Below are 22,740 nucleotides of genomic sequence, written 5' to 3'. Positions count from 1 at the left end.
TTTGCGGGGGATCATCCCGTTTTTCTCCTCAACATATAATTTAGAGGGTTGCGAGATTTTAACTCGCGACCCTTTTTTATGTTTGTTCGTTTTTACCCTTAAAAAACGACTGGCTTTGGGTGGAATCTTCAGCGGGCACTAAGGCCAGAGTTCGTCCATGTTCCAAGCCGGGAAGGCGTCCGTTTTGTCATGCATGGCTGTCGGCGGTCATCTGGGAATGAGCGGGTAGCAGCTCAATAACGTCGCAGAAGAGTTTCCGCTGCTTCCAGTCATTGCGATCGCCAATCACATACAAACGGCGCTTGGCCCGGGTGGCGGCGACGTTGAGCAGGTTAGGCTTGGAAACTGCCCATTCGCGAGCGCCGCCGTTTTCACTGCTCCCACCCAGGACTAGGATGATCACTGCAGCCTCCTTACCTTGCATGGTGTGAATCGTACCGCGCACGATCTTGGCATCTAATCGATCCTTGAGCTGGTTGCGCACGTCCTGAAAGGGCGTGATTACTGCGATGCTATCAAGCGGAACACCGTAGCTATCAAGCAAGGCCAGCAGGCGTTCGAGCGCCTTGCCTTCATTGTCGACCCAATTGCCAGAGGAGCGGCCACTCGCGTGTACCCAGCCGGTGAGTAGGCGGGCAGGAGTTTCTTTGGCGGGTGAGGGCGCGATGGTGCCATAGACCATGGCTCCGTCATAGGCAATGCGATTAGCCAGGTCGAACATCGGTTTGTCACAGCGACGATGCACCACCAGCGGCAGGCCGACCCAGTGTTTCTTGTCCTTGGGACCCGCCATGCGACCCCAAGGGGTGGCCTGGTCGGCCAAGGTTTGGGCTGATTGGCGATTGGGTAGCCAGTGTGTGTCGACTTGATAGCGGGTACGCATGTGTTCGAGCACGGCATCAGATACGGTGACGATCGGCTCCAATTGCAGCGGATCACCGACCAGTACAGCCCGGCGTGCACGCCATAGGGCACCCACTGCAGCCTGGGGTGTAGCCTGGCCCGCTTCGTCCACCAGCAGCCAGCCAATCTCTCCGCAGCCAAGGCTACCGAAGGAGCGGGCGAACGAGGCGAAGGTACTGCTGAGCACCGGCACTACCATGAATAGCGAGGCCCATGCTGAACGTGTCACGGCCTTGGACACCCCCCGATAACGACTGCCGGTGAGCGTGCTGGTGATGAAGTCCAGGTTGGCGCGTAAGCGCGAGGCTTCGATCTGGAAGAAGACGCGGTGTAACTTGAGCGCTTCGATGAATACCTTCGCCCGTGCCTGACGCCAGCCTTCGACTAACCATGGTTCAAGCAGCTCGATCTCGCTGCCTCTGCCGATCTGACCTTGTTCGAGCCAGACCTGCAGGTGCTTGGCCTTGCCAGCCTGGGCAATGCTGCGAGCCTTGTCGATCTGCAGGGCGGCGTGGAGCACGGCTTCATTGATCTCCTGTTCGTCCTTGGCCAATTGTTGATTGAGTTCAGTGAGCCGGCCAACTAGTCGCTGCGCTTGGCGTTGGGCACTGTCGAAGGCGTCCTTGGCCAAGGTGCGAGTGCTATCGAGCACTCGTTGCCGAGTTGCCCACGTGCGATGAGTACCCCAGAGGCTCAATAGGTTGGCGAGAAAACCCGGCTTTTTTGCAAGGTGTGCTTCAAAAGCCTGGAGTTCGCGTTGCAGTTGCTCGCGAGCGGGCGTGAGCTGCAGCATTTCCAGCGTAGCTTGTTCGTCATCGAGACTGCTGCGTTGGGTCAGGCGGACTTGGCGCTCCTTTTCCTTTTGATGTACTCGGGCTTTGGCGCTGATCACCGCCTGAATCCGTTCCAGAATGTCGCTGACTTGAGCGCGTATCGCTTGTTCGGCGTTCTTGGCGTCCTGATATTGCTTTACGGCGGCGCGCCAGAAATTGGTTTTTTCGGCGGACGAGAGCAACTTCATTTGTGGGACTTGCTCGGACAACCATTCGCGCATGCCCTTGGGAGCTGGCTTGTCTTCCGCGTTGTCCGCTATGGACGCGTCGGGCGTTGGATTGCCGTTGGCGAGATCCTCGTCCAAGGTGTCGTAGTCGAGGGCATCTGGTTGGGAGAGTGTGGATTCGTCCTCGGTCTTCTTCGGTTTGGGTGGACGCTTGCCGTAGAAGAAGCGATCGACGAACTGGGTGCGTTTGGCTTTGCTGCCCAATGTCGCAGAGATCATTGCCCAAGCTGGTTTGCCGCTGGTGAGTTTGCCCAGTTCGCTGAAGTATTCGGCATCGGGCAGCCAGGATGGGTCAACCTTATCCTGCTGGGGCAGCTCGAGAGTTACGTTCTCCACGGCACCATTGTTGGAGGAGGCTACCACCATCTCGAACCCGAACAGGCGAGGGTTGAGTTGATAGGCAAAGCGCTCGCGTCCGCCATCGTTGGCGGATTCGCGACCATCCTGGATGAAGGCGTCCGAGGCCCTGCTCAACGAGGCCAATACGTCGGCTCGTTGTGTCACCACCGCCGCGATCAGGTCGCGGAGTAGGGTGGTCTTCCCGGTACCTGGCGGGCCGTTGACGCCCATTATGCCGGTATTGTTGCTGAGGTTTTGGAGCAGACTGTTGACTGCCAGTTGTTGTGAGTGCACCAACCCCAGATGCCTTTCGGCAGGCCAGCAGCCGGTCGCATAACGCGAGGGGGCGAGGCGATCAATCAGAGCCATATCCGCTTCGGGCTTGTCGAGGTGCAGGCGCTGGGTGGTGTCGTGATGACTCAGGTAGCGGGCCAACGGCTCGCTGGTTTCACCACGGGCCAGGGCATCAGCCGTGTCGGCCAAATCGCTTAGCAGGAAGCTGTTGAGTGGATCGTCTTCTTGTTCGGGTTTGTTCGGGTCGATCGGTGCTGAGCGGAAGCGATGTTTGCGCGGCTCGTCTGCGAAAAACTCGTCGAGTCCCAACGTCTGACGAATATGGTTTGTCAGGTGCGACAGGTCTGCGGCGTTAACCACGCCATTGAGCAGGCTTTTAGCCTCTTCGCGGAGGGAGTCCTGGGTCTCTTCGAAGCCGCGTGTCCAGTCTTTCTTGTTGATGGCACAGCCGACGAACCATGCCTCGCTGGATAGCACCAAGCTATCGACCAGCATTATGCCTTGATCGTTGAACTTGAGCGCATACAAGGCGGCGAGCCTTTGTTGTGGCTCCTTGTAGCCTTGGTCGGCGCCGTAAAGAGTCTCTAGCTGACGAGAAACATTCAGGTTGTTGTAGAGGTGTGCGTAGAGCGTGTGACTCCATAAGCGTTTGTTCGGCAGGCGCTGCTGGCTCAGAGGATTGGCTGGCATCCACGGCAGGATTTGGGCCGAGGCGGGTATGTCTTGGAAAAACGGCTGGTAGTCGCTGTCGCGCTTCTTCAGCTTTGGGACTGCCTGAGGTTGCAGCAGTTCGACGGCATGCCAGTAACGCACGATGTTTTGCGAATTCATTTACTACGTCCTTGAAAAGCGCGGGGGCTTGGATTCCTGACAGGGAAGGATATCAGGCATGTTGCATCGCTTCCTGGCGCCGGGCGCGGTTGTCTTGACTCGGTTTGGCATCGTTCAAGTGCAGGCCGGCCGCATTAGTTTAATATTGATCCTCCCAATGCGGTCATCGCTTGGCTTGGCCAGCAAAAGCATGACTTTCTCCACAGGCCTTTATCGGAAGCGCCGATACCTGCTTGCTTGGTTTTTACTGGCGAAAAAGGCGGGAGAAGCGTCATACGAAAAAGCCGATCGAAGAGATCGGCTTTTTTACGCGTGCGAAAACCGCTGAGTCGGCTAAATCGTTCAGGGCTTCTTTTCTTCCATCCTATCCTTTGAGCCGCTGGATGTTTGCGCATCCTTCTCGGTTTCATGGGACTCTGCACCGGAGTTCGACCCCGACGCTTCTTCACCCTTTTTGTCGGCCTTGTCTTCCTTGGATTCGGTGCCTCCCTGGTTGACTCCTGGAATACCCGTAGGCGGAACGGTGCTTCCCGCCATCGCCAGCGGTGCGGTGGCAGATAAAAGACTTCCAAGCATGAGGGCTGCAATGGTTCTGTTCATCGTCGGGCTTCCGCGTCAGGTGGATAGACGTTGGAAGTTCTGACGCGAGGTAAAGTGCCGGTCAACTGACGGGCGGGAACTCGTATCTATTCGTTCACGGACGCCCGCTATAGATGTGGTTCAGCAAGAACAGCTCGATGATCGCCACAAAGACGCACGTCACGACAAATCCGCGGGTGAAGCCTCTGCGAGGCTTTTGGCCGGACGTCTCGAAGCTGCACAGTGATAGCAGGTCTGAGAAAAACTCCAGTAAGCTCATCCGTGTCTGTCCTTCGCTCGATGTTTGTATTGCGGTGTGGCGCAGTTTATCTCAACGGCTTAGTTGATTGCGGCCGCGCTTCACTGCTCTCGCAACTGGCTCCATTCAATGCCGAACCGTCCGAGGTACTTCCTCAATCGGTCCGCATCGTTGGGCTGCGCCTTGGCCTGTCGCGACACGCCGAACAGTCGCCTGCCGGCATCCGACAAGCTGTCTGCCTGTTTGCAAACCTCCAGTACCGCCTTCAATTGCAATCGATCGAACAGATCCAGCGTGTCGGCATCGCCTGGCAGGTCAGTCGTCGCACTGGCCGGTTGCGCCAGCCCCCACGCATACCGCAGCCGGTCAATTTCCTCTTCCACTTGCGCTTCATCGATTCGCCCGCTGTCGGCCAGCGTCGCCATGCGCGTGATCGAGGCCGAGAGTTCGCGGAAGTTGCCCAGCCACGCAGCCTCCCGTGAGCTGGCGAAACTCAGGTAGCGCCGTCGGGCTTCAAGATTGAAACGCACCAGTTGGCCGTATTCGCGTGCGTGACGTTCAAGCTCGAAATCGATATTGGGTTCGATGTCTTCGCGGCGTCCGGCCAAGCCTGGCAGGTCGAACGTCCAGAGGTTGATCCGTGCGTAGAGATCTTCCCGGAACAGACCTTCGGCGACGCGACTGCGCAGGTCGCGGTGGGTGCCGGCGATGATCAGGAAGTCGCTGTCGACTTCCTTGTCCGAGCCCAGCGGGAAGAAGCGCTTCTCTTCGATGGCCTTGAGCAGCATCGCTTGTTCATCTGCCCCCAGTTCGCCGATCTCGTCGAGAAACAACATGCCGCCGTCAGCGGCCCGCAGCAGGCCGTCGCGGGCGTTTTGTGCGCCGGTAAAGGCGCCTTTGACGTGGCCGAACAGCGCGGACATTGCCCCGTCGCCACGCAGGGTGGCGCAGTTGACTTCAACGAAACGTCCCTGCATTTGATGGCGACTGCGTTTGAGCTCGTAAATGCGTCGGGCGAGAAAGGACTTGCCGGCGCCGGTCGGGCCGATCAGCAGCATCGGCGCTTTGGAGCGCACGGCCACGCGTTCGATCTGCTCGATGGAACGGTTGAACGCGGTGTTGCGAGTGGCGATGCCGGACTTGAGAAACTCCAGGCCTTCCAGACGTTTGTGGGTGAAGCGCGAGGCAATCCGGTCGTAGCGCGACAGATCAAGGTCGATCAGGGCGTGGGTGCCGCTGGCCGGTTCTTCTTCGTTTTTGCGGCGGGCGGGCGACGTCTGGATCAGGCGTGCCGGTAAATAGCGCGCCTCGGTCAGCAAGAACCAGCAGATCTGCGCGACGTGGGTCCCCGTGGTGATGTGTACCAGATAGTCCTCACGCTCGGTATCGAAGGTGTATTCGGAGGTGAAGTCGTGAAGTGCGCCGTAGACCTCTTCGAAATCCCAGGGGTTGCGCAACGCCATCGGGTGCAGGCGTACCTCTGTGTCCGGCGATACCTGACGGATGTCCTCGCGAATGCGTTCGGCCAGGCTCGCGTCCCGGGCGTCCGTGCCGTGTATCAGTTCCAGTCGATGGATCAAGACATCCGGCTGCTGGCACAGGCCCACGCTAGGCCGCCAATGGTTCCAGCGGTTGGCGCCTTTGCCTACTCGATCGAGGGTGGCGCCTATGAAACCGATGGCGACAGTGCGCTTGTTGGACATTGATTATCCTGAAAGATAAATGACGATAACCAATGATAGTGTTCGAGGTCGTTATTTGTCGTGGCGAAAATTCAGAGATGCTCGGCTGTAAAATAAAATCCTTTAAAATCAGATAGATACAAATAATTAACGAACGCTTTCAAAAACTGGCACAGCGGCTGCAATACCTGTCCCAACGAACAGGACAACACAGCGAGACGCCACGATGGCCAACTTCAACCTCTTCAACACGCAATCGAAAAACCTGCCGGCGTGCGACACCTTGAATGCTTCCGGGGCTGCGGCTTATGCCTACACGCCCAAGCATCAACTGGCCCAGCTGGCAGTCACCGGTTGCCTGAATTCGACCTTTTACGCATCCGCTCAAAGTCAGTTGGATCAGGTGTTGAAGCTGGTGGCAGAGCTGGACAGCCGCTTCGTGGCGAATGCCGCTCTTTATGCTCGCCAGAAGGGCCATATGAAAGACATGCCGGCCTTGTTGCTGGCGGCGCTGGCGGCTCAGCGCTCGGCGCTGGTGCCGGAGGTGTTCGGGCAGGTCGTGGACAGCGGCAAGATGCTGCGCAATTTCGTGCAGATCCTGCGCAGTGGCGCCACCGGTCGCCGCTCCCTCGGCTCCCAACCCAAGCGTCTGGTGCAGAACTGGCTGAACAGCGCGACCGAGCGACAGCTTTTGCAGGCATCGATCGGCAATCAGCCTTCGCTGGCAGATGTGCTGAAGATGGTTCACCCAAAACCGTCCGAGGCCTGGCGCGAAGCGTTTTTCGCCTGGGTGATCGGCAAATCGGTGGATGCACAGGCGTTGCCCGCACTGACTCGCGATTTGCTGGCTTTTCGCAGCGGTGCGAGTGATCAATTGCCTGAAGTGCCTTTTCAATTGCTCGGTAACGAAACATTGAGCAAGGAGCAATGGGCGGCTCAGGCACGAAATATGGGATGGCAGGGCCTGCGCATCAACCTCAATACGCTGGCGCGCCACGGTGCTTTTGAAGTACCGGGTTGCACCGAATACGTGGCCGCGCGGTTGGCGGATCCTGAAGCCGTTGCGAAGGCGCGGGTGTATCCGTACCAGTTGCTGGCGGCGTACCGGATGGTCGGCGATGACGTGCCGGCGCTGATACGCGAGGCTTTGCAGGATGCGCTGGAGCTGTCATTGACCAATGTGCCGAAGCTGCAAGGTGCGGTGGTGGTTTGCCCGGATGTTTCCGGCTCGATGGGGAGCCCGCTGACCGGTTATCGTCAGGGCGCGACCACCGCGGTGCGCTGCATCGATGTGGCGGCGCTGATTACGGCGGCGGTGTTGCGCAAACAACCGACGGCGCGGGTGATGCCGTTCGAATGGAAGGTGGTGGATATCACTCTCAACCCGCGCGACAGTGTGATCAGCAATGCCGAAAAGCTTGCGGGCATTTTCGGCGGCGGAACCTGCTGCTCGGCGCCGTTGAAGAAACTGGCGGACAGCAAGGCCAGACTCGATACGCTGATCATGGTGTCGGACAACGAATCCTGGATCGATGCGCGACGCCAGGGCGCCAGCGAGACGATGCTGCAATGGGAACGGATAAAGCGGATCAACCCCCAGGCACGTCTGGTCTGCATTGACCTGCAACCGGGCTGGGCGACACCGGCGGCGGATCGTGACGACATCCTGAATGTCGGCGGTTTCAGTGACGCGGTGTTTGATGTGATCGAGCAGTTCACTGCCGGTCGGTATGGGCCGCAGCACTGGGTCGAAGCGATTGAACGCATGGGGTGAGGCGATGAGCCGCCCAAAGAATTGATTTGTCACGGGCACTGAATGCCGGTGGGACTACATCCAAGACGTCTCACCAAACCCTTGTCAGTGCGCGTGACGGCACGAATGCCGATGGCTGTACATCTGAGGCCGGCTAACCCCGGTGCGCGGCAACGCGCAACAGTCATCAACCTTTGTCGTGCCACCTTTTTAGAAGCTGCCGGCCACTGCCGGTGGGACTACCTGAAGAATCGAGATGATGAAAGAACACACTTACCAACTGCTGGAAGTCGCCAACGGCAAACCGATCAAGCTCTGGACCGAAGGCGTCCCGGTGGAAAACGAAGCGCGCGAGCAGTTGATGAACACGGCGAAGATGCCCTTCATCTTCAAGCATCTGGCGGTCATGCCGGACGTCCATCTGGGCAAGGGCTCGACCATCGGCAGCGTGATTCCCACGGTCGGCGCGATCATCCCGGCTGCGGTCGGGGTGGACATCGGTTGCGGCATGATTGCCGCGCGAACCTCGCTGACGGCGGCCGATCTGCCGGACAACCTGCATGGTCTGCGCAGTGCCATCGAACAAGCGGTGCCCCATGGCCGCAGTTCGACCCGCTCGCGCCGCGACAAAGGCGCCTGGGACGAGATTCCGCAACAGGCCGATCAGGCCTGGGCGGCGCTGAATCCACGGTTCAAGGCGATCACCGACAAGTACCCGAAACTGGCCAACACCAACAACCGCGGGCATCTCGGAACACTGGGCAGCGGTAATCATTTCATCGAAGTGTGCCTGGACGAGGCCAACCGGGTCTGGTTCATGTTGCACAGCGGCTCGCGCGGTGTCGGCAACGCCATCGGCAACCTGTTCATCCAGATGGCCCAGGCGGATATGCGTCAGCACATCGCCAACCTGCCGGATCGTGATCTGGCGTACTTCGAAGAAGGCAGTCGGCATTTCGACGATTACGTCGAAGCCGTGGGCTGGGCCCAGGATTTCGCCAAACAGAACCGTGCGCTGATGATGCAAGCGGTGATTCAGGCCACGCGGCAGATTATCCGCAAACCGTTTGAAGTGGCGCTGGAGGCAGTGAACTGCCACCACAACTACGTGCAGAAAGAGCGGCATTTCGGTGAGGACATTCTGGTCACCCGCAAAGGCGCGGTGTCAGCGAAGAAGGGCGAGTTGGGGATCATTCCCGGTTCGATGGGCGCCAAGAGTTTCATCGTGCGCGGTCTGGGCAACGAAGAATCGTTTTGCTCCTGCAGCCACGGTGCCGGCCGGACCATGAGCCGAACCAAGGCCAAAAACACCTTCACCGTCGAAGACCAGATCCGCGCCACCGCGCACGTCGAATGTCGCAAGGACGCTGCGGTGATCGATGAAATTCCGATGGCCTACAAGGATATCGACAAAGTCATGCACGCCCAGCGTGAGCTGGTTGAGGTGCTGCACACCCTGCGTCAGGTGGTGTGCGTCAAGGGATAACGCGTGCCGCCAGGCACGCCGGAACAAGGATTAAAGGACATGAAATTCGAAGAACGTCACCCGCTGTGCAACACCATGCGCGCCCGGGTACTGGAAGAACTGACGCGCATAGAGCGCGAACGCAATGTCACAGTGCTGTATGCCTGCGAATCGGGCAGCCGGGCCTGGGGATTTGCCTCGCCGGACAGTGATTACGATGTGCGCTTCGTTTATGTGGAGAAACCGGAGTGGTTCGTCCAGGTCGATGCACCAAGTGATGTGATCGAGCGCCCGCTGGATGACGAGCTGGATGTCAGTGGCTGGGAGTTGCGCAAGACCCTCGGGCTGTTGCGCAAATCCAACCCGACCTTGCTCGAATGGCTCGACTCCCCGCTGGTTTATCGCAGCGAGACTGCAGCGGTTTCTCAGCTGCGGGCACTGGCCGAGGCGTTCTACAGCCCGCCAGCCGCGCGCAATCATTATCTGTCGATGGCGAAGAAGACCTTCCGTGGTTATCTGCAAGGCGAAAGCGTGCGGTTCAAAAAGTACTTTTACGTACTGCGGCCGCTGCTGGCGGTGCGCTGGATCGATCAGGGGCGAGGTCGGCCGCCGATGACGTTCAGCGATCTGCTGAGTACCGTCGATGACCGAGCCTTGCTCGATGAAGTTGATGAACTGCTCGCGCTCAAGCGCAATGCCGATGAGAGCGCATACGGTCCTCGTCGTCCGGCGCTGCATGCGTTCATCGAGGCGGAGCTTGAGCGTGCGGTGCCGACATTGCCCAGAACCCGGGAGGATTCGCGGCAGCTCGATCGATACCTGCGGGAAACCGTTGGTCTGTACGCCTAAGGAAAAAAATGAAACAGGACGTTATTGAACTGGACGGCGCCATCGGCGGTGGCCAGGTGTTGCGCAGTGCATTGAGTCTGTCGATGGTGACGGGCCAGGCGTTTCGCATTGAGCGGACTCGGGCCCGGCGCAGTCGTCCGGGCCTGTTGCGCCAGCATCTGACCGCCGTGATGGCGGCAGCGCAGGTCTGCGGTGCGAAGGTCCAAGGGGCTGAACTGGGCTCACAGACATTGAGCTTCGAGCCAGGGCCGATTCGTGGCGGCGATTATCGCTTTGCCATTGGCACCGCCGGCAGTTGCACGCTGGTGTTGCAGACCTTGCTGCCCGCCTTGTTGCTGGCGCCGCAAGCCAGCCGCGTGCGGATCAGCGGCGGCACGCATAATCCGCTGGCGCCACCGACCGACTTTCTCAGTCGCAGCTGGCTACCGTTGCTGCGACGCATGGGCGCGGAGGTTGAACTGACGTTGCTGCGCCACGGGTTTGTACCGGCGGGTGGCGGTGAAGTCGACGTCAGCGTGCAACCATCGAAACTGTCAGCACTGCACTTGTGTGAGCGCGGCTTGCCGCTCTCGCGACAGGCGTTCGCGCTGACGGCCGGGCTGGCGCCAAGTGTCGGTTTACGCGAGCTCGACCGGGTGGCGCGTCGATTGAACATGGCTTCAACAGAATTGAACGCCGTCATCCTTGATCCGGCCTGTGGCCCGGGCAACGTGTTGCTGCTGGAATATGCGTTTGAACACGTCACGGAGGTTTTCAGCGCTTTCGGTCAGGCTTCACTGCGTTCTGAGAAGGTGGCGGACGCCGCTATCGATCAGGCAGCCGATTGGTTGCACAGCGGTGCAGCGGTGGGAGAGCATCTGGCGGACCAGTTGCTGTTGCCGATGGTGCTGGCCGGAGGTGGATCGTTTACCACGCCCAGGATGACCGAGCATTTGCACAGCAATATCTCGGTAATCCAGCGTTTTGTCCCGATCGTCATCCAGTGCCGGGAAGAAGGCACAGACCGATTGAAGGTTGAAGTCTGCGCCCGGGAGCAATAGGCGGCAAACTGCTGGCCCCCGAGTGTTTCAAGTCCCGGCAAACTCGCCTTTTTTCAAAAGGTTAGGTGGGCTATATGCGGACGATTGTCATCACCGTAGCAACGCTTTCCCTCGCTCTGTTCGCGGTGGAGGCCCAGGCCAGGGAACTGAGCAAGAGCCATCGTTTCGCGTGTACCTGGGGTTCGGACATCGCCGCCGGCGCGCAACAATCGAAGCTGTCAGGGATTTCCCTGTATGGCGCGCGCAAGCGCTTGCAGGCGCGCAAGTTTCAGCAACCGTGGATGCGCATGACCGCCATGGGCATCACCGAGCAGACCTACGACAGCGCGTCGCGGCTCAAGCCGGCGGCCGTCAAGCAGACCTACTATGAGCAGTGTGTCCGGCACGAGCTGGCCCAGCGTTGAACGCAAAAGCCCGACCTGAAGAGGTCGGGCTTTTTCATGTCCGGTGCAATGACAGCGTCACTTGTCAGTTTCGCAATTGACCATCCACGACACACCAAAACGATCCACCAGCATGCCGAAGCGCGCTGCCCAGAAGGTGGCTTCCAGCGGCATGTCGACACGACCGTCCCTGGCCAGGGCGTTAAACACCCGTTCGGCCTCGGCGATGCTGTCGACATTCAGCGAAATCGAGCAACCGCTCATGCCCTGGGTCGGGCGGTCGGGTGTGGTATCCGAGGCCATCAACATCTGATCGCCAACTTTCAGGCAGGTGTGGATGATCAGGTTGTGGTGCTCTTTGGGGACATGTTCGGCGGCTGGCGTTTCGCCGAAGGTCATCATCGCTTCGAGCTTGCCTTGCAGGCATTGCTCGTAAAACGTGAAGGCCGCGCGGCAGTCGCCGTTGAAGATCAGGTACGGGTTGATTTTCATGGTGGTGCTCCCGAATAGGCAGTTGAACGCTGCGCGGCCGGGTGTGCCGAAGCAGCGTCATGGATGGACTCCATCCAGCAAAGCGTCAGATCGCCGGATTGCCAGCCGATGCTGCAAGAATTTCCTTTCGGGGTGACCGATGGTCTGCGGGGGAGAAACGTCAGGAATCGCGCGGGTTCTTCTGTACCGCAGCGCCGGCCACCCGGGCGGCAGGTCGGGTTTGCATCAGCGCATCAATCGCCTTGCGATAGTTCTGTCCGCCCAGCGCCATGCTGTTGTTGTGTGTTGCGCCGGGCACCAGCAGCAGGCGTTTCGGCTGCCGGGCGGCGGCGAACAGTTGCTCGCTGAAGCGTGACGGCACGAAGGCGTCGGCCAGGCCGTGCACCACCAGCAGAGGCATGTGAATCTCGGCGATCTTGTCGATGGAGTCGAATTTCTGCGACAGCAACCAACGCACCGGAAGGGAGGTGTTGGCCACGGCAGCCGCGACATCCGCCAATGAGGTGAACGTGGATTCGATGACCAGTCCGCGCACCGGCAGTGGGGTGTGGTTTCTGGTGGCGTCGCGACCGAGTTCGGCAGCCAGATCGATGGCGACCGCGCCACCCAATGAATGCCCGTAGATCAGGCGTTTGTTCGGATCGGGTTGCAACAGCTGGAAGCGTTCCCAGGCCACGCGCGCATCTTCGTACACCGTGCTTTCCGACGGCAGATCGCCGTGGCTCTGGCCGAAGCCGCGATAGTCGATGGCCAATACCGAATAACCTGCCGCGCGCAATTGCTCGATACGGAACAGCTGCCCGGTGAGGTTCCAGCGCACGCCATGCAGATAGAGGATGGCCGGTGCATCGGCGCGCTCCGCCGGCCACCACCAGGCGTGAATGTTTTGCCCGGCCTTGAAGCTTTTTGGTTGCAGGTCGAGTTCCTGCACGCTGCCGGGCAAGCCGTGATACCAGCCGGCGGTGCCCGGTTCGATGCGAAACAACAGCTTGCGTTCGGTGTGTTCCAGCACGGCACAACTCGCCGGCACGCCGACGATCAGGGCAGCCATGCAGGCGAACGCCAGACGGCGGCGTCGAGGTCGGGTCATGAAGGCCAGGAACATTAAACGTTTCACCACCGCGTGGACAAAGAACGCTTTTTACCAGAAGCCTGGACCCGCGCGTGACATTTTCGACCGCCGCCCACCCGCAACGATTACAAAATGCTGCAACGGCTCAGTCGATCTTCAGCACGATCTTGCCAATGTGGTCGCCCGCTTCCATGTGCGCATGGGCCTTGGCTGCGTCGGCGAGCGGGTAGACCTTGTCGATGATCGGCAGGCAGCGTCCGGCGGCCAGCACCGGCCAGACGTGTTCGCGCAATTGATCGGCGATGGCGGCCTTTTCCGCCGAGGTACGCGCGCGAAGCAGGGAACCGGTGACCACCGCACGCTTGCCGAGGATCGCCAGCAGGTCAATGTCATTGGCCCGCGCGCCACCGAGAAACCCGAGCATCACCAACCGCCCATCCATGCCCAATGCGCTGATGTTCCCGTTGAGGTAAGAGCCGCCCATGATATCGAGGATCACATTCACGCCCTGGCCGGCGGTTTTCTCGGCGATGACCGCGGCGAACTCCTGTTCCCGGTAGTTGATCGCGTCGCCGCCCAGATTGCGGATCGCTGCACATTTATCGGCGCTGCCGGCGGTGGCGAAAGCTTCGATGCCAAACTCGCGGCACAGTATGAGCGCGGTGGTGCCGATGCCGCTGGTGCCGCCGTGGATCAAGGCGCGCTGACCACGGCTGGCGCCGCCGAGGCCGAACAGGTTGGCCCACACCGTGAAAAAGGTTTCAGGAATAGCCGCAGCCTGAATCCAGTCGAGCCCGTCGGGAATTGGCAGAGTCTGGCCGGCCGGGACCGTGCAGTATTCGGCGTAACCGCCGCCATTGGTCAGCGCACACACCCGGTCACCGACCGCGAATGTGCTGACACCGCTGCCGATCGCCACGACCTCGCCGGCCACTTCAAGGCCCGGAATCGGGTTCATGCCGGGCTTCATCGGGTATTTGCCGGCGCGTTGCAGGGCGTCCGGGCGATTGACGCCGGCGGCGTGCACGCGGATCAGAACTTCGCCTTCTGCGGCGACCGGCAGCGGCACGCGTCGGGATTGCAGAACCTCGGGCCCACCCGGTTCGGTGATTTCGATTCGGGTCATTTCATTGGGCAACGTCATTTTCGATTCCTCTTGAAAAAGTGATCAGTAGATGGGAACGCAGTCAGGGCGCAATGATTCCCGTCATTCGGCGCAGCAGCGTTGTTCTGCGGAGGAGGGCAGCAATTTCGTGGCGTGCTCAAGTATCAGAGCGATCAAGATGGCACCGCCGGCTATCACGAAGAGCAGCGCATGCTGTCCGCCCGTGGCGTTGAACAGCGCCGAATAGGCGAAGCCCGCCAGCGCCTGAAACGTGGCGAACGACACTGTGGCCCGGCTCCACGCCACCTGTTGGCGATGGTGATCCGGCACCAGTTCATGCACTCGGGCCAATGCCAGCGGGACAATGCCCGGTGGAAAGGAACCGAGGACCACCGCCAGCAGCGCCAACGCCAGGAACGAATGCGAAACCGCCAGCAAACCCAGGGTGATCGCCTGCACCACCAGCACCAGACGAATGCCGGTCCGCGCGCCGAGATGGTCGGCGAGAAAGCCATAACTCACCGGGCCGACGATGGCGCCCAGACCGTACATGACCCAGATCAGCGCGCCGACGTGCGCCCCGGCGCCCAGGCCACGGGCGACGTAATCCACCAGAAAGACCATGGCCGGTACCAGCCCGGCAGCCATGAATGCGTACTGGGCAAACAACAGATAAACAGCAGGCGGTGTCGGCTCGACCGGTTCCAACTGAGCCGTTGCGGTGGTTGCGTGGGGCAGCTCCGAAGGCCAGCCGAACCAGCTCAATGCCGTCAGCGCGAGCGACAGAGCGCCCAAGCCCAGCCAGGTCGCTTGCAGGCCCAGCCCCAACAGCAGCGGAACGATCGTCCCCGAGCCGGCGATGCCCAGACCGATGCCGAGGAAAATCGCGCCACTGGCCAGACCTTTGCGTGCGGCGGGTACATGGGGCAGTACGGTCGCGGCCACCAGCACCATGATCGCGCCGCCCGCGATTCCCGACAGCAGGCGCCAGCCGAAATACCAACTCACCGACACGGGGTACGCACAGGCGAAAAACGCCACGGTCACCGCTAGCATCATCAGGCGCAGAGCGTTTCTCTGGGTAAGCCGGCGTGCCAGCGGTCGGCCAAGGAGAGCGCCGATCAGGTAACCGACCAGGTTGGCCGCGCCGAGATAGACCACATCATGGGCGGAAAACCACTGCGCCTGAATCAGCGAAGGGATCAGCGGTGTGTAGGCGAAACGCGCCAGACCGATGCTGACCAGGCTGGCGCAGAGTCCGGCGAAGATCGCCAGCCAGACACTTGTGTCCGGACGTTCGGGCGAAGCAGTTGAAGTGTGCATCACGGCAATCCTTTGGAAGGTTTATGGCGCCCAGCATATCGGCTATCGTTGCTGCGTTAATGCAGCGAGTTTGCGTGGTTGTGATGCGTTTATGCATCAATGGAGAACGGTATGAACTGGGATGACGCACGGGTATTTCTTGCGGTCTGCCGCGAGTCGACGTTGCGCGGGGCCGCGCGTGTACTGGGCGTGGATCAGGCGACAGTCGGGCGCCGCATCACGGCACTGGAAAAGTCGCTGGGCGCGACCTTGTTCCTGCGCACCTCCGAGGGCTATGCACTGACGGCAGTCGGCGAAGCGGCGCTCAAGTCGGTGGAAAAAATGGAGCATTCGGCGCTGGAGCTGGAGCGGCGTATCCAGGGCCTGGACGACCGCCTGACCGGCAGCGTGCGAGTCAGCACCACCGATTCGCTGGCCATCGACTTTCTGATCCCGGCGATGGCACAGTTGCACGAACAGCATCCGGATGTGCGCGTGCAACTGGACGCCTCCACGCAAATCATCAGCCTGGCCAAACGTGAGGCGGACATCGCTGTGCGCAATACCCGTCCAGACAATCCGGACCTGATCGCCCGGCGCATCGCACGTTGGCCGGTGGGGCTCTTTGCCTCGCAGGCCTATGTCGACAGCCATGGCGTACCGGCACCGGGCAGTGCGTTCGAGGGCCACGATCTGGTGGTCTACGAGCCGTATCTGCAGGGCAACAAGGATCTGACCCTGGTGTCCGAGCCCATGACTCGCGGGCGGATCGTCGCCGGTCTGAGTTCCAGTCTGTTGGTGCGGCGCTCGATTGCCGCCGGTCTGGGTGTAGGAGAAATCCCGGTCTACATGGGCGAGCGTGATGGTCTGGTCAGGCTGTGGCCGGAACGTACGCGGCCGTTACCTTATGAAGTGTGGCTGGTGACCCATGCGGATTTACGCCACACCGCGCGGGTCAGGGCGGTGATCGAACACATTGTCGAAGCGTTTGTGCTGGAAAACGAGTAGTTGTTCTGCCAATAAAAAAACGGCCTTCAGTGAAGGCCGTTTTTGTGGGCGCCGAAACCTGCGTCTCATGGCATTTCCGGCAATTCCTGCGGGCGCAGATCAAACACCAGGACTTCGGCATCCTGGCCATTGCTCAGGGTCAGTGCCTGTTCTTCACGAACCCTTACGCCGTCGCCTTCCTTCAACTGCATGCCGTTCAGTTCAACGCTACCGCGAGCAACGTGCACATAGGCATAGCGGTTGGCAGGCAGCTTGAGAGTGGCGCTTTCCTGGCCATCGAACAGCCCGGCATACACCCGTGCATCCTGCCGTACTTTCAGCGAGCCGTGACTGCCTTCGGGCGAAATGATCAGTTGCAGGCGACCGCGTTTTTTCTGTTCGCTGAAGTGCTCTTGCTGGTAGCGCGGTTTCGCGCCGCTGACGTCCGGCACGATCCAGATCTGCAGAAAGTGCACCGGCTTGGTTGCCGAGTGGTTGAACTCGCTGTGGGCCACGCCGCTGCCGGCGCTCATCAGTTGCACATCGCCGGGGCGGATCACCGAACCGGTGCCGAGGGTGTCCTTGTGTTCCAGCGCACCTTCGAGCACATAAGAAAAAATCTCCATGTCACGGTGTGGGTGCTGGCCGAAGCCTTTGCCAGCGGCGACGCGGTCATCGTTGATGACCAGCAGGTCGGAGAAACCCTGTTCACGCGGGTCACGGTAGCTGGCGAAGGAAAAGGTGTGGAACGACTTCAACCAGCCATGATTGGCCAGACCACGGTCGGAAGCTTTGCGAAGGGTCAGCATGATGAAATCTCCTTTCAGGACGTTGATTCGTCCGAGTGAGGAGAAGGTTACTGGTTACCCAGCGATGCAATAAGTAGATGAAAATTGAAATACTGTCCCTTTATGGTTGACAGTTGTGTGGGCTGGATCACGCATTCTTTTCCAACGATTTCGCCTGTTCCGGCCATAATGCGCGAACTTATGACTTTGCATGGATTTTGGTGATACCCCCATGAAGACCGTGGCCATGGTGCTGTTTCCCGATTTTCTGCTGCTCGACATGGCCGGGCCGCTGGAAGTGTTTTCGGTTGCCAACCGCTACCTGAAACCGCAATCCCACTATCACCTGACCACCCTGGGCACCGAGCGCGGGCCGTTACGTGCGTCCAATGGCGTGCTCGTGCACACCGATCGGCACATCGACGAAGCCGATGAGCGCTACGACTTGCTGCTGGTGCCGGGCGGCCCCGGCGCCTACAACGAAAAACACCCGCCGTTGCTCGCCTGGCTGCAAGGCGCGGTCACGCGCGCCGGGCAATATGGCTCGATCTGTACCGGCGCCTTCGTGCTGGGCCATGCCGGACTGCTCGACGGCTATCGTGTGACCACCCACTGGAATTACACCGAACGCTTGATCAAGGGCTTTCCGAAGGCAAACGTCGCGACCGACCAGATTTTTATTGAAGATCGCAACCTGATCACCTCCGGAGGTGTCACCGCCGGGATCGATATGGCGCTGGCGGTGGTCGCTCGCGATCATGGCAAAAAAATTGCCCAGGACGTGGCCAAGGTGCTGCTGGTCGTCATGAAACGTCAGGGCGGGCAAGCGCAGTTCAGCCCGTTGATGGCGGCAGTGGCGCCCCAGGAAACCCCGATCACCCGGGTGCAGAACCATGTGCTGGAGCACCTTGAAGAAGCTTTTACCGTCGAGCGCATGGCAAGTCTTGCCAACATGAGTGCGCGGCACTTCGCCCGGGTGTTTGCCCGTGAGGTCAACATGACGCCCATGGAATTCCTGCAAAGTGCGCGCATCGATTGCGCGCGTAACCTGCTGGAAACCAGCGATCTGCCGTTGAAAACCGTGGCCTACAAAAGCGGTTTCGGCAGCGTGCGGCACATGCGTTTTCTGTTCGGCGAAAAGCTCGGGCTGACCCCGACGCAGTATCGCGAACAGTTCAGCTAGAGCGGTTCTGTCCGTTACGGGCATCCGGATGTCCGTTACGGGCATCCGGATGTCCGTGCTGGACCCCGCGTGGTGGTTGTACCGTCATCGAGGCCTGCGAAGATAACGGACATGAACAGCCTCAACGAATTGAACTCGGCGTCGGTCCTGCGTTTCGGGCCGTACGCCTTCCATTTGCGCCAACGGCTGATCCTCGAAGGGGATCGGCAATTGCGCATGGGCGGTCGTGCGCTGGACATTCTGCAAGTGCTGGTCGAGCGCGCCGGCCAGGTGGTCAGCAAAGAACAATTGATCGCGCTGGTGTGGCCGACCTCGGTGGTCGAGGAGATCAACCTGCGGGTACACATCGCCGCGCTGCGCCGGGCCCTCGGAGATGGTGAAAACGGGCAGCGCTACATCATCAATGTGCCGCAACGCGGCTACAGCTTCGTGGCTCCGGTGCAGGGCGACAGCGTCACCCAAGTGGTGTTCGAAAACCTGCAAGCGCCCCAGCACAATTTGCCTGCACGACTGACGCCGGTCACCGGGCGCGATTCACTGGTCGGCGGTCTGGTGCGGCAACTGCCGTTGTCCCGGCTGCTGACGGTGACGGGGCCTGCCGGTGTCGGTAAGAGCACCGTGGCGTTGCGCGCAGCGGAACTGCTGCTGCAACATTTTCGTGACGGCGTGTGGCAGGTGGATCTGTCGCTGATCGATGAAAACATCCCGCTCCTCGATCACTTGCTGAAAACCCTCGACCTCGATTTCCCCACTCTGGCAGCGCGCCATGCCTTGCTGGTGCTGGACAACTGCGATCACCTGCATCAGGCCTGCCGGAGCCTGCTGCAAACATTGCTCGATGCTGCGCCGCGTCTGTCGATCCTGGCCACCAGCCGCGAGCCGTTGCGTCTCGCTCTGGAAGTCCTGCAGCCACTGCCGCCCCTGACCCTTCCCAAAGCCTCGGCCCTCAACAGTGTCGCCGAGGTCATGGGCTATTCGGCGGTGCAGCTGTTTGTCAGTCGTGCCCGCGCCCGTCAACACGGCTTCAGTCTGCGTGAGCAGGATCTGGAAACGGTGCGCGATATCTGTCGCCGGCTCGACGGTCTGCCGCTGGCGATCGAGTTGGCAGCCGCGCAGATCGATGCGCTGGCGCTGGTCGGATTGCAGACGCAACTGGACCAAGGCCTGCAAGTCCTGAGTCACGGTCGCCGCACCGCCGTGCCGCGCCACCAGTCAATGAAGGCTGCGCTGGACTGGAGCTATCAGCGCTTGAGCGAGCAGGAACAGCGCGTGCTGCAGCGGTTGTCGGTGTTCAAGATGGCATTCACCCTGGATGCCGCCATCGGCGTGATCAGTTGCGCACAACTGCCGCCCTCGACGCTGGTGGGCGTGGTCGAACAGTTAGCGGCCAAATCGCTGCTGACAACGGACCGGTCCGGCGGAGCACTGCGCTATCGAATGCTCAACATCACGCGCCGCTATGCCCGCGAACAGCTGGAGCAGGGCGGCGAACTCAATGATGTCGAGCGTCGGCACGCGCGTTACCTGGGCCGTACCCGACCCGTCTCAAGCGGCCGACTGACCGCGCAGTTCGTCGAGCAGTAAGCGCACTTTGCGCAAGTCCGGGGTGGCATAGCCTTCGGTGAAGCGCTGGTAGACCGGCGCCAGCAATTCGATAGCCTCACGATAACGCGACTGGCGCTGCCACAACTGTGCCAGCGAAGTCGCGCTGCGCAACTCCCAGGCCAGGGCACCTTGAGTCCGGGCAATCTCGAGCGATTGCTGCAAGGCGCTTTCGACCGTGTGATGACAGGGCGATTCAGCGGCCAGCAATCGCTCGGCCCGGGCCCGCAAAATCTCCGCAGTACTCCAGCCGGCCGCGCCGCTTTGTGCTCGTTCAAGCAGGGCATCGTCAACGAAGCCCGGATCCAGCGTGACCATGATTTCCCTGACCAGACCGCTGTCGGCAGGCGGGATGGCGGGGGATTTGTCGGCGTCGATCACCTGCGCGTAGTGCCGCGCCCACGTGTAGAACAGCAGCACCGAATGCTTCTGCGCCTGTTCGAGCAACAGTTGCAGCAGCGCCTGGGCGTTCTGTGTATCTCCGTTGTAATGGGCGATCAGGCACGAAGCGAGTGCCAGGGTGTAGCAGATCGAGGTGCCGTGATTGATCTGCACCGCGATGTCCAGCGCCTGCCGTGCTGTACGCCAGGCTTGCTCGGGGAAACCTTGCAGCCACAGCACACGGGCAAGGACGGTCAGCGAAGCGACGCTCTGGTCGTATTGCACGCCGAAACCGTGAGTGAAGCGGTTGAGATGGCCGCTGTGGGCCATGCGCTGAATGACCTGTTCGGCGTGGATTCGCGCCTGGTGCTGATCGCCGGCGTAATGCAGCGCGAGCACCCGCAAGCGGTGGGTACTCAGGGACAGCTGCGCATCGCCGTGCACTCCGAGGCTTTCGAATTGCTCGCTCTGCTCCAGCGCCATCCGGTAATGCCCGCAACTGAGATTGACCGCCATGTGCCCCGACACGGCGCGCAACTGACCGGCCATGTCGTCGTGCTGTTGTGCCAGCAGCCGGGCGCTGACGAAGGCCTCGATGGTTTCCGGCGTGCCGCCCCAGGTGTGGTAACAGGCGCTGCCCAGGGCCAGTTTCAAGGCGATTTCCAGTCGCGGACAGGGCTCGTCGGATGAAGCCAGCAGCGCCAGTGCCCGGCGCACATGAACGCCGTACTCCTTGAGCAAGGACAGTTCCTGCCACAACGGCGCCGAGGTCGCCGTCAGTCGAACGCCGAGCGCACGCGAGCCTTCGTCATTCAGTGTCCACTCAAGGGCCGCCCGCAAGTCTTCAAGGCCACGGGCGTAACGCTCGATCCAGACTTCAGTCGCCGTGTTCTCCCAATCGGCCTGGGCCTGATACATCAGCGCCAGGCTGCGTTCGGCATGGCGTTCGCGGGTTTCGCCGAGTTCGGCGGCCTGGTCGAGTTTTTCCAGCGCATAGCGGCGAGTGGTGTCGAGCAGGCGATAGAACACTTCTTCATCGCCAACCTCGACGTTGAGCAGCGACTTGGCGACCAGTTGCGTGATCGAAGCGAAGACTTCGTTCGGCTCGATGTGCTGACCGACGATGACCGCCGCCGCGGACTCCAGCGTGAACGCACCACGAAACACCCCCAGTCGGCGCAGACCGGTCTGTTCGCAGCTGTTGAGCAGGTTGAAGCTCCAGTCCAGCGTAGCGCGCAGGGTTTCATGCCGACCCAGACGAGTCTGATTGCCCGCCGGCAAGCGTCCCTGAAGTTGACTCAGCAAACCCTCCAGCCCGAGGCCCGCCACCTGCGCAGCGGCCAGTTCCAGTGCCAGCGGGATGCCGTCCAGTCGGCGACAGATGTCGATGATCAAGGGCAGATCAGCGTTGCCCGGCTCAAAATGTTCGTGGGCCGCCATCGCCCGTTCGACGAACAGCTGCAGCGCGGAGAATTCCATCGCCTGATCGCGGTCCAGCACCGCAATCGGCGGCGGGCAGTCGAGGGATTCCAGGCGCTGCACATACTCGCCCTCGGCACGCAGGCTTTCGCGGCTGGTGGCCAGAATGTGCACCTGCGGCGCGCCACGCAGAATGTTTTCACTCAGCATCGCCACGGCGTCGATCAAGTGCTCGCAGTTATCGATCACCAGCAGCATCTGCCGCTCGCGCAGGCTGTTGATCAGGCAGGCCATCGGTTCACTGTCGTGCAGCGAAAGGTCCAGCAGGGCGGCGAGGTGCGAGCAGATCGAGCCCGGATGTTTGAGCGGGGCCAGATCCAGCAGACGAATACCGTCGCGATAACGGCCGATCAGTTGCTCGGCGACACGCAGGGCCACGGTGGTCTTGCCGATGCCGCCGGGGCCGACCAGGGTGATGCAGCGCTGGCGCGGCAGTTGCGTCATCAGGCTGTCGACCACCGACTGGCGCCCGATCATCCGCGTGCGGCGCAGCGGCAGGTTATGCCGGCCGAGGTTGGCGGTGGTGGGACGTTGTTCAATCGATTGCAGCACGACCGGCGCGACGAAACTGTATCCGCGCTGCGCCACCGTGACGATGTAGCGCTGCCCGGCCTGACCGTCGCCGAGAGCCTTGCGCAGCGCGGCCATGTGCACCCGCAGATTGATGTCCTCCACCACGCTGTCGGGCCAGACTCCGGCGATCAACTGCTGCTTGCTCACGACCTCGCCGGCATGGGCCAGCAGGATCAGCAGAATGTCCATGGCGCGCCGGCCAAGGCGCAAAGGCTGGTCGCCTTCAAGCACCAGCCGCTGGCCGGGGTGGATCCGATAGGGGCCGAAACCGATGGCCTGATTCGGGGAAAGACTCAACCGCTCACTCCTTCGACGCTTTTTATGATCCTGATCCGTCAG

Annotated in this window: 18 protein-coding genes; 9 read left to right on the top strand and 9 right to left on the bottom strand. The window is 60.8% G+C overall.

Going from position 1 to position 22,740, the window contains the following annotated elements; translation table 11 throughout:
• Positions 1–187: 187 nt before the first annotated feature.
• Positions 188–3,427 carry a DEAD/DEAH box helicase gene (locus AWU82_RS28075; protein ID WP_064378872.1) on the bottom strand — a complete coding sequence of 1,080 codons (3,240 nt, stop codon included), beginning with the start codon at positions 3,425–3,427 and terminating at the stop codon, positions 188–190.
• 58 nt (positions 3,428–3,485) lie between these two features.
• Here AWU82_RS28075 and AWU82_RS28070 point away from each other — a divergent pair, with 58 nt between their 5' ends.
• A complete protein-coding gene (locus tag AWU82_RS28070; protein ID WP_064378873.1) occupies positions 3,486–3,755 on the top strand; it encodes a hypothetical protein in 270 nt (89 codons plus the stop codon).
• 14 nt (positions 3,756–3,769) lie between these two features.
• On the opposite strand, the gene AWU82_RS28065 is transcribed toward AWU82_RS28070, so the two are convergent.
• Together AWU82_RS28065 and rtcR are read right to left on the bottom strand one after the other, a co-directional pair.
• Positions 3,770–4,027 carry a hypothetical protein gene (locus AWU82_RS28065; RefSeq protein ID WP_064378874.1) on the bottom strand — a complete coding sequence of 86 codons (258 nt, stop codon included), beginning with the start codon at positions 4,025–4,027 and terminating at the stop codon, positions 3,770–3,772.
• A 339-nt stretch (positions 4,028–4,366) separates the two neighbouring features.
• The gene (gene rtcR, locus AWU82_RS28060; protein ID WP_064378875.1) at positions 4,367–5,968 is read right to left on the bottom strand and encodes an RNA repair transcriptional activator RtcR; all 1,602 of its coding nucleotides are present in this window, start codon (positions 5,966–5,968) and stop codon (positions 4,367–4,369) included.
• Between the two features lie 205 nt (positions 5,969–6,173).
• On the opposite strand from rtcR, the gene AWU82_RS28055 reads away from it, so the two are divergent.
• The 5 genes from AWU82_RS28055 to AWU82_RS28035 all read left to right on the top strand — a co-directional run bounded on the left by AWU82_RS28055 (position 6,174) and on the right by AWU82_RS28035 (position 11,458).
• Positions 6,174–7,721: a TROVE domain-containing protein gene (locus AWU82_RS28055; RefSeq protein ID WP_064378876.1), complete on the top strand. Its 1,548-nt coding sequence runs from the start codon at positions 6,174–6,176 to the stop codon at positions 7,719–7,721.
• 238 nt (positions 7,722–7,959) lie between these two features.
• Complete coding sequence (locus tag AWU82_RS28050) at positions 7,960–9,186, top strand: RtcB family protein (protein ID WP_041475522.1); 1,227 nt, start codon at positions 7,960–7,962, stop codon at positions 9,184–9,186.
• 39 nt (positions 9,187–9,225) lie between these two features.
• Complete coding sequence (locus tag AWU82_RS28045; protein ID WP_064378877.1) at positions 9,226–10,014, top strand: nucleotidyltransferase domain-containing protein; 789 nt, start codon at positions 9,226–9,228, stop codon at positions 10,012–10,014.
• Between the two features lie 8 nt (positions 10,015–10,022).
• The gene (rtcA, locus tag AWU82_RS28040) at positions 10,023–11,054 is read left to right on the top strand and encodes an RNA 3'-terminal phosphate cyclase (protein WP_064378878.1); all 1,032 of its coding nucleotides are present in this window, start codon (positions 10,023–10,025) and stop codon (positions 11,052–11,054) included.
• 74 nt (positions 11,055–11,128) lie between these two features.
• Positions 11,129–11,458, top strand: coding sequence for a hypothetical protein (locus AWU82_RS28035; protein WP_064378879.1), 330 nt, complete (start codon positions 11,129–11,131; stop codon positions 11,456–11,458).
• 57 nt (positions 11,459–11,515) lie between these two features.
• Here the strand turns inward: AWU82_RS28035 and AWU82_RS28030 are convergent, their stop codons facing one another.
• From AWU82_RS28030 to AWU82_RS28015, 4 genes are all read right to left on the bottom strand, one after another.
• Positions 11,516–11,929 carry a VOC family protein gene (locus AWU82_RS28030; protein WP_064378880.1) on the bottom strand — a complete coding sequence of 138 codons (414 nt, stop codon included), beginning with the start codon at positions 11,927–11,929 and terminating at the stop codon, positions 11,516–11,518.
• 160 nt (positions 11,930–12,089) lie between these two features.
• Complete coding sequence (locus tag AWU82_RS28025) at positions 12,090–13,034, bottom strand: alpha/beta hydrolase (RefSeq protein ID WP_064378881.1); 945 nt, start codon at positions 13,032–13,034, stop codon at positions 12,090–12,092.
• A 112-nt stretch (positions 13,035–13,146) separates the two neighbouring features.
• Positions 13,147–14,145 carry an NAD(P)H-quinone oxidoreductase gene (locus AWU82_RS28020; RefSeq protein ID WP_064378882.1) on the bottom strand — a complete coding sequence of 333 codons (999 nt, stop codon included), beginning with the start codon at positions 14,143–14,145 and terminating at the stop codon, positions 13,147–13,149.
• A gap of 63 nt (positions 14,146–14,208) precedes the next feature.
• A complete protein-coding gene (locus AWU82_RS28015) occupies positions 14,209–15,429 on the bottom strand; it encodes a YbfB/YjiJ family MFS transporter (RefSeq protein ID WP_064378883.1) in 1,221 nt (406 codons plus the stop codon).
• Positions 15,430–15,540: 111 nt separating this feature from the next.
• On the opposite strand from AWU82_RS28015, the gene AWU82_RS28010 reads away from it, so the two are divergent.
• A complete protein-coding gene (locus AWU82_RS28010) occupies positions 15,541–16,416 on the top strand; it encodes a LysR family transcriptional regulator (RefSeq protein ID WP_064378884.1) in 876 nt (291 codons plus the stop codon).
• Positions 16,417–16,481: 65 nt separating this feature from the next.
• Here the strand turns inward: AWU82_RS28010 and AWU82_RS28005 are convergent, their stop codons facing one another.
• The gene (locus AWU82_RS28005) at positions 16,482–17,204 is read right to left on the bottom strand and encodes a pirin family protein (protein WP_064378885.1); all 723 of its coding nucleotides are present in this window, start codon (positions 17,202–17,204) and stop codon (positions 16,482–16,484) included.
• 211 nt (positions 17,205–17,415) lie between these two features.
• Between AWU82_RS28005 and AWU82_RS28000 the strand changes: the two genes are divergently transcribed.
• Together AWU82_RS28000 and AWU82_RS27995 are read left to right on the top strand one after the other, a co-directional pair.
• Positions 17,416–18,366 carry a GlxA family transcriptional regulator gene (locus AWU82_RS28000; RefSeq protein WP_064378886.1) on the top strand — a complete coding sequence of 317 codons (951 nt, stop codon included), beginning with the start codon at positions 17,416–17,418 and terminating at the stop codon, positions 18,364–18,366.
• 111 nt (positions 18,367–18,477) lie between these two features.
• On the top strand, positions 18,478–19,950 hold the full coding sequence (locus tag AWU82_RS27995) for an ATP-binding protein (protein WP_064378887.1): 1,473 nt from the start codon (positions 18,478–18,480) through the stop codon (positions 19,948–19,950).
• Here AWU82_RS27995 and AWU82_RS27990 read toward each other — a convergent pair.
• A complete protein-coding gene (locus AWU82_RS27990) occupies positions 19,912–22,698 on the bottom strand; it encodes an ATP-binding protein (RefSeq protein ID WP_064378888.1) in 2,787 nt (928 codons plus the stop codon). The two genes, AWU82_RS27995 and AWU82_RS27990, sit on opposite strands and share 39 nt — an antisense overlap.
• Between the last annotated feature and the right edge of the window lie 42 nt (positions 22,699–22,740).

Origin of the sequence: Pseudomonas glycinae, from assembly GCF_001594225.2 — a bacterium.
GTDB classification, from domain to species: domain Bacteria; phylum Pseudomonadota; class Gammaproteobacteria; order Pseudomonadales; family Pseudomonadaceae; genus Aquipseudomonas; species Aquipseudomonas glycinae.
The sequence above is the reverse complement of the archived record's forward strand: the minus strand, read 5'-3'. Positions and strand labels throughout refer to the sequence as shown.

What these genes read in the sequence shown, in the direction of transcription:
- AWU82_RS28075 (WP_064378872.1), bottom strand. Translation starts at nt 3,427, where the DNA reads ATGAATTCGCAAAACATCGTGCGTTACTGGCATGCCGTCGAACTGCTG.
- AWU82_RS28070 (WP_064378873.1), top strand. Translation starts at nt 3,486, where the DNA reads ATGTTGCATCGCTTCCTGGCGCCGGGCGCGGTTGTCTTGACTCGGTTT.
- AWU82_RS28065 (WP_064378874.1), bottom strand. Translation starts at nt 4,027, where the DNA reads ATGAACAGAACCATTGCAGCCCTCATGCTTGGAAGTCTTTTATCTGCC.
- rtcR (WP_064378875.1), bottom strand. Translation starts at nt 5,968, where the DNA reads ATGTCCAACAAGCGCACTGTCGCCATCGGTTTCATAGGCGCCACCCTC.
- AWU82_RS28055 (WP_064378876.1), top strand. Translation starts at nt 6,174, where the DNA reads ATGGCCAACTTCAACCTCTTCAACACGCAATCGAAAAACCTGCCGGCG.
- AWU82_RS28050 (WP_041475522.1), top strand. Translation starts at nt 7,960, where the DNA reads ATGAAAGAACACACTTACCAACTGCTGGAAGTCGCCAACGGCAAACCG.
- AWU82_RS28045 (WP_064378877.1), top strand. Translation starts at nt 9,226, where the DNA reads ATGAAATTCGAAGAACGTCACCCGCTGTGCAACACCATGCGCGCCCGG.
- rtcA (WP_064378878.1), top strand. Translation starts at nt 10,023, where the DNA reads ATGAAACAGGACGTTATTGAACTGGACGGCGCCATCGGCGGTGGCCAG.
- AWU82_RS28035 (WP_064378879.1), top strand. Translation starts at nt 11,129, where the DNA reads ATGCGGACGATTGTCATCACCGTAGCAACGCTTTCCCTCGCTCTGTTC.
- AWU82_RS28030 (WP_064378880.1), bottom strand. Translation starts at nt 11,929, where the DNA reads ATGAAAATCAACCCGTACCTGATCTTCAACGGCGACTGCCGCGCGGCC.
- AWU82_RS28025 (WP_064378881.1), bottom strand. Translation starts at nt 13,034, where the DNA reads ATGTTCCTGGCCTTCATGACCCGACCTCGACGCCGCCGTCTGGCGTTC.
- AWU82_RS28020 (WP_064378882.1), bottom strand. Translation starts at nt 14,145, where the DNA reads ATGACGTTGCCCAATGAAATGACCCGAATCGAAATCACCGAACCGGGT.
- AWU82_RS28015 (WP_064378883.1), bottom strand. Translation starts at nt 15,429, where the DNA reads ATGCACACTTCAACTGCTTCGCCCGAACGTCCGGACACAAGTGTCTGG.
- AWU82_RS28010 (WP_064378884.1), top strand. Translation starts at nt 15,541, where the DNA reads ATGAACTGGGATGACGCACGGGTATTTCTTGCGGTCTGCCGCGAGTCG.
- AWU82_RS28005 (WP_064378885.1), bottom strand. Translation starts at nt 17,204, where the DNA reads ATGCTGACCCTTCGCAAAGCTTCCGACCGTGGTCTGGCCAATCATGGC.
- AWU82_RS28000 (WP_064378886.1), top strand. Translation starts at nt 17,416, where the DNA reads ATGAAGACCGTGGCCATGGTGCTGTTTCCCGATTTTCTGCTGCTCGAC.
- AWU82_RS27995 (WP_064378887.1), top strand. Translation starts at nt 18,478, where the DNA reads ATGAACAGCCTCAACGAATTGAACTCGGCGTCGGTCCTGCGTTTCGGG.